16 protein-coding genes are annotated in these 15,805 nt (G+C 60.0%); 8 read left to right on the plus strand and 8 right to left on the minus strand.

Features of this window, described 5'->3' with window-relative positions:
* Window positions 1-6: 6 nt before the first annotated feature.
* The 4 genes from AC0JZ8_RS08330 (at window position 7) to AC0JZ8_RS08345 (ending at window position 6,124) form a co-directional block, all read left to right on the plus strand.
* Window positions 7-1,098 carry an ABC transporter ATP-binding protein gene (locus AC0JZ8_RS08330; protein ID WP_062461478.1) on the plus strand — a complete coding sequence of 364 codons (1,092 nt, stop codon included), beginning with the start codon at window positions 7-9 and terminating at the stop codon, window positions 1,096-1,098.
* Between the two features lie 134 nt (window positions 1,099-1,232).
* On the plus strand, window positions 1,233-3,116 hold the full coding sequence (gene treZ / locus AC0JZ8_RS08335; protein WP_471892257.1) for a malto-oligosyltrehalose trehalohydrolase: 1,884 nt from the start codon (window positions 1,233-1,235) through the stop codon (window positions 3,114-3,116).
* Between the two features lie 175 nt (window positions 3,117-3,291).
* On the plus strand, window positions 3,292-5,013 hold the full coding sequence (locus tag AC0JZ8_RS08340; RefSeq protein WP_471892258.1) for an HWE histidine kinase domain-containing protein: 1,722 nt from the start codon (window positions 3,292-3,294) through the stop codon (window positions 5,011-5,013).
* An 85-nt stretch (window positions 5,014-5,098) separates the two neighbouring features.
* A complete protein-coding gene (locus tag AC0JZ8_RS08345; RefSeq protein ID WP_162728415.1) occupies window positions 5,099-6,124 on the plus strand; it encodes a DNA topoisomerase IB in 1,026 nt (341 codons plus the stop codon).
* Between the two features lie 110 nt (window positions 6,125-6,234).
* On the opposite strand, the gene AC0JZ8_RS08350 is transcribed toward AC0JZ8_RS08345, so the two are convergent.
* From AC0JZ8_RS08350 to AC0JZ8_RS08360, 3 genes are all read right to left on the minus strand, one after another.
* A complete protein-coding gene (locus AC0JZ8_RS08350; RefSeq protein WP_062461469.1) occupies window positions 6,235-6,795 on the minus strand; it encodes a type 1 glutamine amidotransferase domain-containing protein in 561 nt (186 codons plus the stop codon).
* A gap of 47 nt (window positions 6,796-6,842) precedes the next feature.
* The gene (locus tag AC0JZ8_RS08355; protein WP_325263370.1) at window positions 6,843-7,049 is read right to left on the minus strand and encodes a hypothetical protein; all 207 of its coding nucleotides are present in this window, start codon (window positions 7,047-7,049) and stop codon (window positions 6,843-6,845) included.
* Window positions 7,050-7,458: 409 nt separating this feature from the next.
* Window positions 7,459-7,725 carry a hypothetical protein gene (locus AC0JZ8_RS08360; protein WP_325263368.1) on the minus strand — a complete coding sequence of 89 codons (267 nt, stop codon included), beginning with the start codon at window positions 7,723-7,725 and terminating at the stop codon, window positions 7,459-7,461.
* A 188-nt stretch (window positions 7,726-7,913) separates the two neighbouring features.
* Here AC0JZ8_RS08360 and glgX point away from each other — a divergent pair, with 188 nt between their 5' ends.
* Entirely contained in the window at window positions 7,914-9,989 is a 2,076-nt protein-coding gene (glgX, locus tag AC0JZ8_RS08365) for a glycogen debranching protein GlgX (protein ID WP_471892259.1), read from the plus strand.
* A 174-nt stretch (window positions 9,990-10,163) separates the two neighbouring features.
* On the plus strand, window positions 10,164-10,868 hold the full coding sequence (locus AC0JZ8_RS08370) for an SDR family oxidoreductase (RefSeq protein WP_471892260.1): 705 nt from the start codon (window positions 10,164-10,166) through the stop codon (window positions 10,866-10,868).
* Window positions 10,869-10,964: 96 nt separating this feature from the next.
* On the opposite strand, the gene glgA is transcribed toward AC0JZ8_RS08370, so the two are convergent.
* Together glgA and AC0JZ8_RS08380 are read right to left on the minus strand one after the other, a co-directional pair.
* Window positions 10,965-12,440, minus strand: a complete 1,476-nt coding sequence (gene glgA, locus AC0JZ8_RS08375) for a glycogen synthase GlgA (protein ID WP_062461454.1) — start codon at window positions 12,438-12,440, stop codon at window positions 10,965-10,967.
* Window positions 12,441-12,819: 379 nt separating this feature from the next.
* Entirely contained in the window at window positions 12,820-13,185 is a 366-nt protein-coding gene (locus AC0JZ8_RS08380) for a DUF2934 domain-containing protein (protein WP_062461451.1), read from the minus strand.
* A gap of 165 nt (window positions 13,186-13,350) precedes the next feature.
* Between AC0JZ8_RS08380 and AC0JZ8_RS08385 the strand changes: the two genes are divergently transcribed.
* Entirely contained in the window at window positions 13,351-13,590 is a 240-nt protein-coding gene (locus AC0JZ8_RS08385) for a hypothetical protein (protein ID WP_139283771.1), read from the plus strand.
* A gap of 215 nt (window positions 13,591-13,805) precedes the next feature.
* Here AC0JZ8_RS08385 and AC0JZ8_RS08390 read toward each other — a convergent pair whose 3' ends face one another.
* From AC0JZ8_RS08390 to AC0JZ8_RS08400, 3 genes are all read right to left on the minus strand, one after another.
* Window positions 13,806-14,306, minus strand: a complete 501-nt coding sequence (locus tag AC0JZ8_RS08390) for a YciE/YciF ferroxidase family protein (protein ID WP_062461448.1) — start codon at window positions 14,304-14,306, stop codon at window positions 13,806-13,808.
* A gap of 166 nt (window positions 14,307-14,472) precedes the next feature.
* A complete protein-coding gene (locus tag AC0JZ8_RS08395; protein ID WP_062461446.1) occupies window positions 14,473-14,652 on the minus strand; it encodes a hypothetical protein in 180 nt (59 codons plus the stop codon).
* 193 nt (window positions 14,653-14,845) lie between these two features.
* Window positions 14,846-15,067 carry a hypothetical protein gene (locus AC0JZ8_RS08400; RefSeq protein ID WP_062581961.1) on the minus strand — a complete coding sequence of 74 codons (222 nt, stop codon included), beginning with the start codon at window positions 15,065-15,067 and terminating at the stop codon, window positions 14,846-14,848.
* Between the two features lie 204 nt (window positions 15,068-15,271).
* On the opposite strand from AC0JZ8_RS08400, the gene AC0JZ8_RS08405 reads away from it, so the two are divergent.
* Window positions 15,272-15,778: a sigma-70 family RNA polymerase sigma factor gene (locus AC0JZ8_RS08405; RefSeq protein ID WP_244474083.1), complete on the plus strand. Its 507-nt coding sequence runs from the start codon at window positions 15,272-15,274 to the stop codon at window positions 15,776-15,778.
* Window positions 15,779-15,805 lie beyond the last annotated feature (27 nt).

Below are 15,805 nucleotides of genomic sequence, written 5' to 3' on the forward strand. Positions count from 1 at the left end.
TCCAACATGAGCTTTCTCGAGATCAAGAATATCCGCAAGAAGATCGGCAATGTCGAGATCCTCAAGGGCATCGACATCGATCTGGAAAAGGGCGGCTTTCTGGTGCTGGTCGGCCCGTCCGGCTGCGGCAAGTCCACGCTGCTCAACGCTATTGCCGGCCTGCTGCCACCGACATCCGGTGACATCGTCATCGATGGCGAGGTGGTGACGGACCTGCATCCGTCCAAGCGCGACATCGCCATGGTGTTCCAGTCCTACGCGCTCTATCCGAACATGACGGTGGAGGAGAACATCGCGTTTGCGCTGGAGATGCGCGGCATCGACAAGGCGGAGCGGGAAACGGCCGTCGCAAGCGTGGCAAAGACCCTGCAGATCGAGCATCTTCTGAAGCGCCGCCCGAGCCAGCTTTCCGGCGGCCAGCGGCAGCGCGTCGCCATGGGCCGGGCGCTGGTTCGCAAGCCGCGCGTGTTCCTGTTCGACGAACCGCTTTCCAACCTTGATGCGAAGCTGCGCGTCGAGGTGCGGGCGGAAATCAAGGCGCTGCACCAGAACACCAACGCCACGATCGTCTATGTCACCCACGATCAGATCGAGGCGATGACGCTTGCGACCAAGATCGTCGTCCTCAAGGAAGGCATCGTACAGCAGGTCGGAACGCCTGCCGAAATCTACAATCTGCCGGCCAATCTGTTTGTTGCCGATTTCATGGGCTCGCCCGCGATGAACATGTTGAAGGGCAAGGTCGTCGCTGGCGGCGTCGCCCTGTTCGGCGGTTCGACGACGGTTGCCGTGCCGCCGACGGTGACTTCCGTTCTGTCCGTGGGCAAGGATGTCATTCTCGGCCTGCGCCCCGAAGCGATCACCGATTCCGGCCTTGCCGATCCGACAGCCCATGCGATTGCCTTCGTTGATGCGCAGGTAACGATGGTCGAGCCGACGGGCTCCGACACGTTCGTGACCGGTCGGATGGACGGGGTGAATTTCACGGGACGCGCTCGCGCCGAAGTACCGGTCACGCTTGGCCAGACATTCCGCTTCGCCTTCAATCTCGACAAGGCCGTCGTGTTTGATCCGGAAAGCGGCAACCGCATCGGCTAAGTCCATGATCGGGCCAGAAAATTGACTTGACAAAAGACAATTTTCCTATCCCGAATCCGGTCGTTACGGGGCAATAGGGAACTATTCCTGTCCGCCCCGTGTTTCCCTTGTGACTGAAACAAGGGAGAGATGCCATGTCGCTGACCCGCGATTTCACGCCCTACGATTCGCGCCGGACCGCGTCCGGCCACGTCTCGTCCGGCGCGCCCGTGCGCCGATCCTTCCCCAAATCCTGGGGTGCCGAACATGTCGGCGAAAACAGCGTTCTGTTCCGCCTCTGGGCGCCGGACATCGAGCGCCTGCGCCTCCGCATCGCCGGCCGCAACCGCGAGATGCTGCCGGCCGGGCAGGGCTGGTTCACGCTGACCGTCGAAGGCGTCGAGCCCGGCACGCCCTACCAGTTCGTCATGCCCGACGGTAAGGCCTTCGCGGATCCCGCATCGCGAGCGCAGGACGGTGGCGTCGATGGCCACTCGATGATCGTCGATCCGGCCTTCTACCGCTGGAACATGCCGGCCTGGAAGGGGCATGCCTGGGAAGAGGCTGTGATTTACGAGATGCATATCGGCACCTTCACGGCCGAGGGTACGTTTCGCGCCGCAGCGTCGCGTCTCGCCGATCTTGCCGATCTCGGCTTCACTGTCATTCAGCTGATGCCGGTCAGCGAATTTCCGGGCGATCGCGGCTGGGGCTATGACAGCGCGCTCCCCTATGCCCCGCACCACGCCTACGGTTCGCCTGATGACATGAAGGCTTTCGTCGATGCCGCCCACCGGGTCGGCCTGTCGGTCATGCTGGATGTCGTCTACAACCACTTCGGCCCGGCTGGAAACCTGATCGTCTCGAACATCCCGTCTTTCTTCGATCCGCAGTTTATCACGCCGTGGGGTCCGTCGATCAACTTTGCCCAACCAGCCGTGCGTGCTTTCTTCATCGAAAACGCGCTCTACTGGCTGGAAGAGTTCAATCTCGATGGCCTTCGCATCGATGCGGTGGACGAGATCCTGGATGAAACGTCCGAGAAGCACATTCTCGTCGAACTTGCAGAGCGCGTTCATTCCGAAACGACGGGTCGGCGGCGCCATCTCGTGATGGAGGACCATCGCGCCATCCTGCGCAACCCGGAGCGTGGCGGGAGGCCGGATGCGTTTGTGGCCGGATGGAACAACGACGCCTACCACGCCGCACATGTGATCGCGACAGGCGAGGCCGTGGGCCATGCCGCACCTTTTGCCGCGCAGCCGGTCGCCAAGCTCGCCGCTTGCCTCGCGCATGGCGGCATGCCGTCGCAGGACGATGACGAGCAAGACGCGAGGTCAGACGCGGACGCGGGCGGATCTTCGCCGCTTACCTCGTATATCCACTTCCTGCAGAACCACGATCATGTGGGCAATCGCGCCCATGGGGAACGATTGATCTCCCTGTCGGAGCCGGGGCTTCTCGACGTCATGACGTCAATGCTGCTTCTGTCGCCGCAGGTGCCGATGATGTTCATGGGCGAGGAATATGGGGAAGTGCAGCCGTTCGCGTTCTTTGCCGAATACGAGGGCGACATCGCCATGACCACCTGGGCCAACCGGTTGATCGAGGCGGAAAAATTCGGCGGCCTGCCGGAAGGCGTCACAGAACCTTGGCAGTTGGACAATCCGAATGCGCCGGAAGCGTTCGAGAAATCGAAACTGCGCTGGGAGCGTCGCGACACGGCGGAGGGCTCTGCCGCCTACGGGAAGATCCGGGATCTGATCGGAAAGCGGCGCGAGCACGTGGTTCCGGGGCTTTCCGGCATGCCTCACAGCGTCGGTCGCGTTCTTGCCTCCGCGCCGGAGACGATCGCAATCGACTGGCAGCTGTCGGATCGTCTCGTGCAACTGCGTGCCAATCTGAGCGCGTCTGAGGTCGAAGCACCTGGCATTTCCGGGTTTGTGATCCACCGGGTGCCGGAAACCGTCGTTGCCGATGGAACTGGGCCGCTCGTCATGCCGGCAACGTCGCTGCTTGCCGCGATTTCGCGGCACTGAATATTCGAATATTCGACGGAAAGGTGACGGCCACATCACCAAGTCCTTGGCCAGTGTTCCAAAAGCCGCTAGAACTCATGGCGTTGCTTTCAAAGCCAAGGGACGGGGCTAAGAATGGATCACCAGCGCGGCGGCTCTGCTGGCTGCCAACCTTCCCGCGCAACGGTCGTGCGGGATGGCTAGGTTTGCGCGGCTCTTCCCGACGGCACCGATCGGGGCTTATCTGATCGCGCTCGTCGTGGGCGTGGCTTTACCGCTGCTTGTCTTCGGCGCCTTTCTCATGCTGCAGCTGGAAGAGCACGAACGGGACATGCTCTCCTCGAATACGGCAGAAGACGCCCAGATGATCGCTCGTGCGGTCGACCGCGAGCTGCAGGACATGGCAACGACGCTGCGCCTGCTGGTCAGTTCTCCCGAGCTGGAGTCCGGTGACCTTCGCGCCTTCCACGAGCGGACCCGGTCGAGCCTGCGTTCCACCAAGCTTTTCGTGATCGTCGCAGACCGGGACGGACAGCTTCGGCTGAATACCCGCGTCCCCTTCGATACGCCGCTCGGCAAGACCGCCAACATGCCAGCGCTCGAATCCATGCTGCGCAGCGGCTTGACGGAAGCCTCCAGCATGTTTCGCGGCACGACCAGCGGAAAGTGGGTCTTCAACGTCGCGATGCCGCTGTCTGAGAAGACAAACGCCTCGGGCGCTGCGATGATCATCACGCAGAATGCCGAGGATCTGCAAAAGCTACTGTCCGTCGATGGCCTGCCGGATGGCTGGTCTGCCGCGGTCCTCGATAGCAGCGGTCAGGTCGTCACCTCGGTCGGTGCCGCAAAGATGGCGGAGGGCGCCAGGTTTCCCAGCGAAACTCTTCGGCTGATGACCGGTTTTCGCGGCACGATCGAAGATGTCGATGGTGCGGGCAAACAGATGTACGGCTATGCGCAGATTACCGGCTGGGCCTGGAAGACCGTCGTCTGGGGGCCGATCGCGTCCGCGCAGGAAAACATTATCTCCACCTGGCGGCAGCTCGTTGCGGGCGGCATCGTCTTTCTCGCCATAGCCATGGTCGTCGCCTACCTCGTCGCCTGGCAGCTGCGGATCCCGATTAGGCAGATCGCCGACATGGCCGAACGGATCGGCAAGGGCGAAATCGTCTCGCCGGTGGAGACCAAGATCACCGAGGCGAACCAGATCGCCGTCGCGCTTTCGAACGCCTCGTTCGACCGGAGCCAGGCGGAAGACCGTATTCATCTCATCCTGCACGAGCTGGTTCACCGGACAAAGAACATCCTCACGCTTGTCCAGGCTATGATGCGCCAGCTGGCACGCAAGGATACGCCGATGGACGAGTTCCAGAGGGCAATCAGCACCCGCCTCCAGGGGCTGGGGAAATCGATCGAGGCTCTCGCCGAAGAGCAATGGGGCGGTGTTCCGATGCATCGGGTCGTCGAGATCCACATGAGCACGTTTGCGGAAGCGGCGGACCGCGTCCAGATCCAGGGCGAGGATTTCGTGCTGAAGGCGGGTGCAGTTCAGAATCTCGGCTTGGTGCTGCATGAACTCGCCACCAATTCCGTCAAATACGGCGCATTGTCTGTACCCCATGGTACGGTACGGATCTCATGGAGCGATATCGCCGAGGAGACGGTCTCGGATGGAGACGGCGAGAGCCGTGGTGTGAACCTGCTTCTGGTCTGGGAAGAAAGCGGCGGCCCGACGGTAAAGCCGCCCACCCGCACCGGGTTCGGCACGACCATCATCAAGCGCCACGCGACCGCTGCATTCAGCGGCACTGTCGATATTGATTTCCGGCCCGGCGGCCTGGTCTGGCGGATGACGGTACCGCGTGCCAACCTGGAGCGCCCGGACGCTTCGGAAGGCTTGCGCGACGTCCCTCTTTAAGTTCTCTGGGTGTTTCAATGCGTGGGAACGAAGCGATATCCATCTCAGTTTAGCGGTTATGGATACGTTAGTCAGCACCATTGAAATTGACGTCGAGTCTCTCAAGACGATCGGCCTCACCTATGTCAACGATACCGAACCCGGCATTCGGCGGGAACGACGCGGCAAGGGGTTCAGTTATCGGTTGCCGGATGGTGGCTTGCTGGTTGAGGATGACCACCATACCCGCATCTCCGCACTCGGCCTGCCCCCAGCCTACGAAAACGTCTGGATCTGCCTTGATGCCAGCGGCCATCTCCAGGCAACCGGCTATGACAGCCGCGGCCGCAAGCAGTATCGCTATCACACGGACTGGCAGAATTTCCGCAGCGAGCGCAAGTTCGACCAGCTTGCCCAGTTTGGCGAGGCCTTGCCGCGCATCAGGTCCAGAGCTGCCCGCGATCTGTCGCATGGTCTCGACAAGTCCGAGGCGGTGATCGCCGCACTTGTGGCGCTGATGGACATGACACATCTGAGGGTCGGCAACCGCGCCTATGCCAAGGAAAACCGCACCTATGGCGCAACGACGCTTCTGAAGCGGCACATGGTTTTGTCCGGCGACGGCATCCTTTTGAAATTCACCGCCAAGGGTGGCAAGCGGGTGCAGCACACGCTGAAACATCCGCGTCTGCAACGTATCCTGGAAGACGTCGCCGACCTTCCGGGACGCCAGCTGTTTTCGTTTCCCGATGAACACGGTACGCCGCGACCGATCGATTCTGGCCGGCTTAACGCCTATCTCGCCAAGGCCGCCGGCTTTCCGGTCACGGCAAAGACGTTCCGCACCTGGGGCGGAAGCCTCGCAGCCTTCATGTCAGCCTGGAATACAATGGCTGAGGACGGACACCGCCCCAAGATCAAGGCACTGTGCAACGCGGCTTCCGAAGCGCTGCACAACACGCCTGCCGTCTGCCGCACCAGCTATATCCATCCGCAGATCCTGGGCCTTGCCGAGGATGTCTCGCCGCTCGAAAAGATCATGAACGCGAAGACCCTGCCGACGGACGGCCGCCGCGGTCTGCGCATGAACGAGCGCCGGCTTCTGGCATTTTTGAAGCAGGAACAGATCTGACCGGACCGGTTCTCGCTCAGTCGGCCAGCGTATGATCTCGTGGCACCCAGACAAGAGAAAGCCCGCACCGACGATGTCGGAGCGGGCTTTCGTTATCAGTCATTCTGCAATCAAGCGGCCTGTCTGTTGTGACGGCCTTCGTTGACTTCCTCGACGATCTTGTCGACGAACTGCTGCAGGTCGTCGGGTGACCGCGATGTGATGATGCCGTTATCACAGACCACGGCTTCGTCCTGCCAGGACGCGCCTGCATTGCGAACGTCGGTCCGGATCGACGGGTAGGATGTCGCCTTGCGGCCACGCAGGGCATCCGCCTCTATCAGCAGCCATGGACCATGGCAGATGGCAGCAACAGGCTTGCCGCTCGCCACAAAATCTCGCACGACGCTGATCGCCGTTTCATCCTTGCGCAGCACATCGGGATTGATCTGTCCGCCGGGCAGAACCAGCGCATCAAAATCGCTTGCCTTGACGTCCTTCGCTTCAAGGTCGACCGCGACAGAGTCACCCCAGTCGGTCTCGTCCCAGCTTCTGATCTCTCCAGACTTGATCGAAGCGATCTTCACGTCGGCACCACGTTTGCGCAGTTCATCGAGCGGAAACCGGAGCTCCGAGCGCTCGTAGCCGTCGGTTGCTAGAATCAGGATGGAAGCGGACTTCATGTCAGCCATGTTTCACTCCTTTTTATTGTCATGGACTGTTGTCGTGGCCGGCCCGGTTAAAGGCGGCCAGTCGAGAGATCCCTGCCATTGATCGACGCGGGGACACTGATCTCCTCTCGCGCTGTTCTGGGAAGCGGCAGTACGACGGCATCGGGCACCAGGACCCTAAGCTCTTGCGGGCTTTTGGCCGCAAGATGCTTTGGCTGGCCGAAGCTGCGATGCGAAAGGAACCGGGTCTTCAGCATTGTCAGAACGTGATGCATGATGGATCTCCCGTCGTGAACACAAGGTTTTTCGCCCGGTCACTGGATGTCCAACCCGACCGGTGTCATTTCGTTCCAGATCTTACACGATGTAACATTACGTTACTGAACGACTCGAACGCGCCAAGCTCACAGGAAGTCTCGCCGATCAAAGGTTGGCGTCAGCGAAGAGGCCAGCCACAGTTATGCGTCGCTGGTGTCAATCAATCGGATGATCTGTCGATCGCTAGATCGGAACGACCATCATGTAACAGGCCGCAATGACCATCAGGAGACCTGCAGCCTCGATCCATTCCTTGACCATGATTGCCTCCCGCCACACTCCTAAAGCCTATCAACTGCGATACGGAATCATGGTTCCACGAAATGGCCACAAATGCGGCGAAACGGCCTTATTCACAAAATTTGATTAACTCTTGTCGGCTTTTGCCCTTGCACGTGCCGCTTCCAGCACCGAGCGCACTTCGCGGGCCATGGCGTTTTCGATCGCGAAGGCACCATCGGGGGAGAAACCGGGATCTTCCTCGTTGTCCTTGAATGTAGCGTCGTCACGCAGCCGCTGCACGAAACGGGTGGTCGTCAGCTCGCCGCCAATCATTGCAGCGATCAGATCGATCATCAGTTCGCGATGCGCGTTCAGCCGGCCTTCGAGCTCTTCCGGGGGCATGGTCGTCATGGTCTTCTCCCTGTTGTTATGGGTACCAACAGAGAGATAGAGGAGGCGGCCCATCCGGAAACGCGTGCCGCCCTCAAAATTTCGCGGGCAACTTGCGAAACCTCCTAAATTACAGGGCCTCTGGAACGAATTGCAGCCTCGCACCTTCTATAGGCGAAAGTTTCAATTGGTATGACCAGCGGGGAAATATGGATACGAAATCGAGCCACTTTGTCGTTCACCCGGGTTCCTGGCTGCAGCTGGGCGCAAATTACGACGGCGATGGCGTCAACTTCGCGATTTTCTCGGCGCATGCCGAGCGCGTCGAACTTTGCCTGTACGACCCGAGCGGCAAGGTGGAAATCGCCCGCCTCGAACTGCCGGAATACACCCACGAGATCTGGCACGGCTATATCCCCGGCCTGAAGCCCGGCGCCCTCTACGGCTACCGCGTCCATGGCCCCTATGACCCGGAAAACGGCCATCGCTTCAACCCCAACAAGCTGCTGATCGACCCCTATGCACGCGAACTGTTCGGCGACGTTGAGTGGAACGAGGCACATTTTGCCTATGATCTCCTTGCCGAAGACAAGGACCTGACCTTCGACGAACGCGACAGCGGTCCCTACACGCCGAAGGGCGTTGTCATCGACCCGAATTTCGACTGGTACGACAACAACCGTCCGAAGATCAGCTGGCCACAGACAGTCCTCTATGAAACGCATGTGAAGGGCTTCACCCAGCTCAATCCCGGCGTTCCGATCGATCTGCGCGGCACGTATGAAGGCATGGGCCACAAGGCGACGGTCGACTACATCAAGAACCTCGGCATCACCTCGGTGGAGCTGCTGCCGGTCCACTCCTTCCCGGATGACCAGCACCTGCTCGATCGTGGCCTGAAGAATTTCTGGGGCTACAACACCCTTAACTTCTTCTCGCCGGCCTCGCGCTACTTCGGGCCGAAGGGCATCCAGGGTTTCCGCGAGATGGTGAGGAACTTCCACGATGCCGGCGTCGAGGTCATTCTCGACGTGGTCTACAACCACACCGCCGAAGGCAACGAGCTTGGACCGACCCTGTCGTTCAAGGGCATCGACAACTTCTCCTACTACCGCACCATGCCCGACCAGCATCGTTACTACATCAACGACACGGGCACCGGTAATACGGTCAACACCTCGCATCCGCGCGTTCTGCAGATGGTCACCGACTCGCTGCGCTACTGGGCTGAAGCCATGCACATCGACGGCTTCCGCTTCGATCTCGGCACCATTCTCGGTCGCGAGCCGGAAGGCTTCAACGAGCGTGGTGGCTTCTTCGATGCCATCACGCAGGATCCGGTCCTCTCCAAGGTCAAGCTTATCGGCGAGCCTTGGGATATCGGTCCGGGCGGCTACCAGGTCGGCGGCTTCCCGCCCGGCTGGGCCGAATGGAACGACAAGTACCGCGATACGGTGCGCGAATACTGGAAGGGCGACAACGTCTCGACGGACTTTGCGGCGCGCCTTCTCGGTTCCGGCGATCTTTACGATCAGCGCGGTCGTCGTCCCTGGGCATCGGTCAACTTCATCACCGCCCATGACGGCTTCACCTTGAACGACATGGTTTCGTACAACGAGAAGCACAACGACGAGAACGGCGAAGACAATAACGACGGCCATAACGACAACCGTAGCTACAATTACGGTGAGGAAGGCCCGACGGAAGACGAGGGCATCAACGCGGTGCGTGAGCGCCAGAAGCGCAACTTCCTCGCCACGCTGATGTTCTCGCACGGCACGCCGATGCTGCTGGCCGGTGACGAGTTCGGTCGCAGCCAGCTCGGCAATAACAACGGCTACTGCCAGGACAGCGAGATCTCCTGGGTCGCCTGGGAAAACCTGCCTGAAAGCAACGAGCAGCTGCGCGAGTTTACCCGCCAGATCATCAAGCTCCGGCACGAGCAGCCGTTGCTGCGCCGCGAGAACTGGCGCGATGGCATGGACATCAAGTGGTTCAACGCCGGCGGTGGTTTCCAGACCTCCGAACAGTGGGACGAAGGCTCGACGATCGGTCTGTACATTGGCCGTGGCGACCTGAAGGAAGAAGAAGGCATCTGGCACGACGTGCTGCTGCTGTTCAACCCGTTCGAAGGCAACGTGCCGTTCCAGATCCCGCAGTTCGGCGAAGGTGGCTGGGTGCTGGAGATGACCACGTCGGATTATTCCAAGAAGGGTCTCGTGATCACCAAGGAACGGGACTTCGAGCTGGAAGGCCGCAGCCTGGCACTGTTCCGCCGTCCGTGATGGCAGCCTGAATACTCTGATCTCCAAGCCCCGCCGGTCTCCGGCGGGGTTTTTCGTTTGGGTGGTATGCCCCAAGGGCAGAACTCACCAGCCTTCAGCCGAACTCATTCGATGACAGCTTTTCCTCATGCTATGTCCTTGTTCACACCACGATGCAGGGAAGGGAAGCACAGTATGTCGGCAGAAAAGGTAGCGATCGTCACAGCGGGCGGAAGCGGTATGGGAGCGGCGTCTGCGAAGAAGCTCGCGGCCGATGGGTTCAAGGTAGCGATCCTATCCTCTTCAGGTAAGGGCGAGGCCTTGGCGCAGGAACTCGGGGGGCTCGGCATCACCGGCTCCAACCAGTCGAACGACGATCTGAAGCGGCTCGTTGATGCGACTATGGAGACATGGGGACGGATCGACGTGCTGGTCAACAGCGCCGGCCATGGACCGCGTGCACAGATCGTCGAGATCACCGACGACCAGTGGCATACCGGCCTCGATGTCTATCTGCTCAACGTCATCCGTCCGGTGCGGCTGGTGGCGCCGATCATGCAGGCACAGAAATCTGGCTCTATCGTCAATATCTCGACCGCCTGGGCCTTCGAGCCGTCCGCGATGTTCCCGACATCGGCGGTGTTTCGCGCCGGGCTCGCCGCTTATACGAAAATCTTTGCAGATACCTACGCGGCCGACAATGTGCGCATCAACAACGTTTTGCCCGGATGGATCAACAGCCTGCCGGCAACCGATGATCGGCGCGACAGCGTGCCGATGAAGCGCTACGGCACAAGCGAGGAAATCGCCGCAACCGTGGCATTCCTGGCATCCGAAGGTGCCGGGTACATCACCGGGCAGAACCTGAAGGTGGACGGTGGTTTGACGCGGTCGGTCTGAGACCTGCGGTTTTCGTTAGCCGAACGCTGTGTGCGCCGTGCGCCGTGTTCGTCAAGGAATCAAACGACGCAGGTGCCGATCACGGCACCTGCCGGATCAGTAGCTCGCTCGTCGGTCCGCGGAGGAGTTGCCGGCCTTGCGCACCAGGTTGGTGTAGACGGTGGCGTATTGCTGGGCGCTGCGCTCCCAGGAGAATTTCGCCTTCATCGCCTGGTTCTGCAGCCGGGCCCACATTTTCGGTTCCTGGTAGGCGTGCATGGCCCGGCGCAGCGCGAGACGCAGTCCGTCGGTCGTCACAGGGTGGAACTGGAAGCCGGTCGCAACCCGTGCCGACATCGCTGCATCATTGGCATCGATGATGGTTTCCGACAGCCCGCCTGTGCGCGAGACGACGGGCACGGTGCCGTAGCGAAGCGCGTAAAGCTGCGTCAGGCCGCAGGGCTCGAACCGCGAGGGCTGCACGATCGCGTCCGAACCGGCATGGATGAGATGCGCGGTCGGTTCGTCGTAGCCGATGTGGACGGCCATCTTGCCGGGATAGCGCGCAGCCGTATCCAGCAGCGCCTGTTCGATATCCTTGTCGCCTTGGCCGAACACGATGATACGACCGCCATTGTGGATGACCTCGTCCGCCGTATCGGCAAACATGTCGAAACCCTTCTGCCAGGTGAGGCGGCTGACGGCGGAAAAGATCGGTCCGTTGCCTTCAGGGTCGAGCCCGAACTTTTCCATCAATACGGTCTTGTTGTCGCGCTTGCGCTTCAGCGAACTGACATCGTAATTGCGCGGAATATGCGGATCCGTTGCCGGGTCCCAGATGTCGAGGTCTGTGCCGTTGACGATGCCGCGCAACACGGTCACGCGCTCGTTCAGGACACCGTCAAGGCCCATGCCGAAACGCGGCGTGAGGATCTCCCGGGCATAGGTGGGGCTGACCGTGGTGATGGCATCGGCCGTGAGCAATCCGCCCTTCAGGTAGCTGATGCCACCGAAATATTCGATCCCGTTGATTGAAAACAGCGAGCTGGGAAGGCCGATCGCGGGAAGGATGTCTGCGGAATACTGGCCTTGGAACGCGATGTTGTGGATGGTGATAACGCTCGGAATCGCGCAGCCCATTTCGCGCATGTAGACCGACGTCATCGCCGATTGCCAGTCATGGGTATGAACGACATCGGGTACGAAACCCGGCAGAAGCCCACCGGCGATTTCCGCCGCAGCCTTCGACAGAGCTGCGAAGCGCCGCCAGTTGTCGTGGTGGTCGTTGCCATGCTCGTCGACATAAGGTCCGCCAAGCCGGTCATAGAGTTCCGGCGCGTCGAGCACGAACAGGTTCAGGCCTTCGATTTTCACATGCAGCAGCGACGCGCGGGTACCGAGCAGGTCGTCGAACAGAGCAAGCGGCGTCACGCCGGAGCTTACCTGGGCCATCACTTTCGGATAACCCGGAATGAGCGTTATGGTATCGATCCCGAGGGCAGCAAGCGCCTTCGGCAGGGATCCTGTCACATCGGCCAATCCGCCGGTCTTGACCAGCGGGAAGATTTCCGAGGTGACCGACAATACTTTCATCGCGAAATTTTCCCCACTGCGTCCCCCAAGGCTCCGCTGCGTGCTACGCCCGGGAACGGCGTCCGACGAGTGCGAACGGTCAGTACTCTGACTGGCAACCGGGTCATCAACTGATGCTATTTCGATGGGGCCATCCAAGGGGCCGTACGCGTCCATCATGCCAACTCCCACCCTTGTCCATGCCATTTCACATCAGTGCCGGAGGGGAGACCTGTGTCAGCGACCGCCGAAATGGGAAAACCAGTCAGAGAAATACACGAATACGCAAAAGCCATTGCCGTCTTTCAGATGTAATGATTACCCCGCGGCAGAGACTGCCGCGGCCCGTCATGTCCGCTCTTGTCTGCGTGACCCGGCTGGCGTCAAAGGCCAGCCCGGCCTATCGGGACCGCTTCTTGGCAGGCTGTTTGCCCGCGGGAACCGGGGCCGGAGAAACCGGCACGGACTTCTTTTCGCTTGAGGCCTCGGAGGCGAGCGCTTTTTTCGATTTTTCGGACCCCGCCGCCGCTGACTTGGCAGGCTTAGCTGCTTTGGCGGTGGAATCCTTGGCATTTGCGGTGGGCAGTTTCGGCGCGGATGCTGCAGGCTGTTCGTGGGCGGCCGGTGCCGACGCAGTCGGCTTCAGCGTCGCAAACTCCAGTTTGGCGCGCTCCCAGTGCTCCGTATCTTTGCCTGAAGGATACCCCTCTTCCTCCCAGAGCGCATACGCGCGGTGCTTGATCCAGTCTTGTTCGGAATCAGCCATCTTTGTCTCCATTCACCCAAAAGCCGAAACGACCTTGTTGGGAATAAGTTCCATGGATTTCACGACAGAAATTCGATTGATTCAAATCGTGTTGGCACAAACAACCGACCGGACGGAACTATTCGAGGAGTTACGCGTTCGAGACCGCCGGGAGGAGACGCTGCAATGCAAAACTACTGCGATATTGTTCCAGACGCAACGGGCTGGGTCTATGTAATTGACGGGGTACATTCAACTTCGTACTTCCATACAGTGGAACTTGCCGTGGAGGCGGCGAAGGTCCAACTGCTGCGGCGTGGACGATTCCATGCCGGAGTTTTCCGCAGGCTTGGTGTGGATGGAAAGATGGCTCCGATCGAAATGCTGCCGAAATCCGGCATTCCGAAAGCCGCTTACCATAGCTGATTGACACCATTTTTTAGCTGCCACGTCATCCATACGTCTTCGCAATCCTGTGGGACTGCGGAGCGTTTTTGTTTTGGCGATAGTCCGGGCGCCGATGTCGCTGATCGCAACTCAATCCAAAAAAGTCCGGCATGTGCCGGACGTTTTCGTTTTTCTGGCGTCACGTTCGCGAAGAAACGCCCGATCTGGTGACCGGGCGTTTGTCGCTGTGGCGATCAGGCTGCCTTCTTGGCAGCGGCGTTGACGGTGGACTGTGCCAGTGCAGACAGCGCTTCGTCGGTCTTGCTTTCTTCGGCAAGCGTCTCGTCGAGAAGCTTTGCTACGTCCTTCAGGCCGAGTTCGGTCGCCCATGTGCGCAGCGTGCCGTAACGGCTGATCTCATAGTGTTCGACTGCCTGTGCAGCGGCCAGAAGGCCGGCGTCGAGAGCCGATGTGCCCTTGAATTCTTCGAGGATTTCCTCGCCTTCGGACAGGATGCCTTCGATCGCGTCGCAGGTCTTGCCCTGAGCGCGCTTGCCGATCAGTTCGAAAACCTGCTTCAGGCGTTCGATCTGGCCTTCGGTCTCTTCCTTATGGGTCTCGAAAGCGGCCTTCAGCTTCGGATCCTGGGCACCGCGGGCCATTTTCGGCAGCGCTTTCACGATCTGGCGCTCGGCGTAGTAGATGTCCTTCAGCGTTTCGTAGAACAGGTCTTCGAGGGTTTTGTCTTTAGCCATGGTGGATCTCCTTGAGAGTCGAATTCGCACCCAATGAACCAAAGCAGAAGCTGAAAGTTCCTCACATATTTGTGAAAAAGGTCGAGATGGGGCGACAGCTTGCGGTTGGTCCGCAGATCAGATGTTCGCGCATGCGCCGGCGGGCGCTCATCTCGAGGTCAAGCGGTCAGCTGCCTTTACCGTCGAGCTTTTCGGACAATTCCTTCTGAAGCTGCAGGGCAAGACCGAGCAGGCGATCGGGCACGTCTTCCTTCTCGATCTCCGCCAACAGAACGGAAACCTTGCGGTTGACGCTGCGTCCGAAACTCGCGTCTTTTTCTTCCACCGGCTTGCTCTGCTTCTTCATTCCGACCTCTGACGTCACCGCCACCGAAAACACCCTCTGCCGGACGCTTTCGCCCGCATTCCCGAGCCCTTTAGAAACCTCTTATACCAATAAGATTAATTTCGGATATCCCGAAAAAGTCACAGCGAAGAATGAAAAAGGGCGACCTCCTATTCGGAGGCCGCCCACTTTGTTCCAATGGTCCGGGTCGGTATCAGTTCTTCGGCGGCTCCGGGGTGCCGGCCGGAATGGACGTTATTGTTGCGGCGACCGGATCGCTCGCCGGAAACGTATCTTCCAGGCCCTCGTCGAGCTGCTGTTCGAGGTCAGCGTCGCTGCCCTTTTCGCGCGCCGACTGCTCAGCCTTCTTGGCCTTCCACTCGTCGCTCTGTGCGCTGTTCTGGTCGTTGTCGTTGGTTTTGTCGGTAAAGCTCATGACATTCCCTCCTTAGTGTTGCCGATGATGCGGAAAAAACGGCTTGCTGCTTCAGTTTGTTCCGGCAGGCCGGCAAGAGCCCCATATTTTCAAGGTGATCTGCCGGCAATCTCCGGGTGGGGTTGAGAGGGCGGAACCAAAATGAAGGGGCACGCGTTTGCAGAAGTCAATCCGGCCGTCGAGACTTGGGAGAGGTAGGCAACGGTGTCTGAATCACAGTTGAATGGCGATCCTGCGCGGGCAGATATCGTGAAGCTTATACCGGCGCTTCGTGCCTTCGCGCGTACGTTCTGCCGCAATACGACGGATGCCGACGATCTCGTGCAGGAAACGCTGATGAAGGCGCTGGCCAACCTCGACAAGTTCGAGCGCGGCACGCGGCTGAAGTCCTGGCTCTTCACCATCATGCGCAACACGTTCTATACCCGATCCAAGATTTTAGGCCGCGAGGCTCCAGGGCTCGAAGAAAACGTGTCGGGCGATACGCCGATAGCTGCTTCGCAGGAAATGGCAATCAGGGCGAAGGAAGTTCGCGACGCTCTCGTAAAGCTGCCTCCCCATTACCGCGAGGTACTGACGCTGGTTGCCATTCTCGGTGAGAGCTACGAGGCAACAGCCGAAATCTGCGGCTGCGCTGTTGGAACGGTCAAGAGCCGTCTCAATCGCGCACGGCACCAGATCCTTCAGGAACTGGGGGAGGAAGCAAGATAACCCCGCTCGTCATCCAAACGCGGCTGC

The organism is Velazquezella soli (assembly GCF_977018685.1).

Excerpts from the sequence above, each read along its gene's own strand:
- AC0JZ8_RS08330 (WP_062461478.1), top strand. The coding sequence starts at position 7 with ATGAGCTTTCTCGAGATCAAGAATATCCGCAAGAAGATCGGCAATGTC.
- treZ (WP_471892257.1), top strand. The coding sequence starts at position 1,233 with ATGTCGCTGACCCGCGATTTCACGCCCTACGATTCGCGCCGGACCGCG.
- AC0JZ8_RS08340 (WP_471892258.1), top strand. The coding sequence starts at position 3,292 with ATGGCTAGGTTTGCGCGGCTCTTCCCGACGGCACCGATCGGGGCTTAT.
- AC0JZ8_RS08350 (WP_062461469.1), bottom strand. The coding sequence starts at position 6,795 with ATGGCTGACATGAAGTCCGCTTCCATCCTGATTCTAGCAACCGACGGC.
- AC0JZ8_RS08355 (WP_325263370.1), bottom strand. The coding sequence starts at position 7,049 with ATGCATCACGTTCTGACAATGCTGAAGACCCGGTTCCTTTCGCATCGC.
- AC0JZ8_RS08360 (WP_325263368.1), bottom strand. The coding sequence starts at position 7,725 with ATGACGACCATGCCCCCGGAAGAGCTCGAAGGCCGGCTGAACGCGCAT.
- glgX (WP_471892259.1), top strand. The coding sequence starts at position 7,914 with ATGGATACGAAATCGAGCCACTTTGTCGTTCACCCGGGTTCCTGGCTG.
- AC0JZ8_RS08370 (WP_471892260.1), top strand. The coding sequence starts at position 10,164 with ATGTCGGCAGAAAAGGTAGCGATCGTCACAGCGGGCGGAAGCGGTATG.
- glgA (WP_062461454.1), bottom strand. The coding sequence starts at position 12,440 with ATGAAAGTATTGTCGGTCACCTCGGAAATCTTCCCGCTGGTCAAGACC.
- AC0JZ8_RS08380 (WP_062461451.1), bottom strand. The coding sequence starts at position 13,185 with ATGGCTGATTCCGAACAAGACTGGATCAAGCACCGCGCGTATGCGCTC.
- AC0JZ8_RS08385 (WP_139283771.1), top strand. The coding sequence starts at position 13,351 with ATGCAAAACTACTGCGATATTGTTCCAGACGCAACGGGCTGGGTCTAT.
- AC0JZ8_RS08390 (WP_062461448.1), bottom strand. The coding sequence starts at position 14,306 with ATGGCTAAAGACAAAACCCTCGAAGACCTGTTCTACGAAACGCTGAAG.
- AC0JZ8_RS08395 (WP_062461446.1), bottom strand. The coding sequence starts at position 14,652 with ATGAAGAAGCAGAGCAAGCCGGTGGAAGAAAAAGACGCGAGTTTCGGA.
- AC0JZ8_RS08400 (WP_062581961.1), bottom strand. The coding sequence starts at position 15,067 with ATGAGCTTTACCGACAAAACCAACGACAACGACCAGAACAGCGCACAG.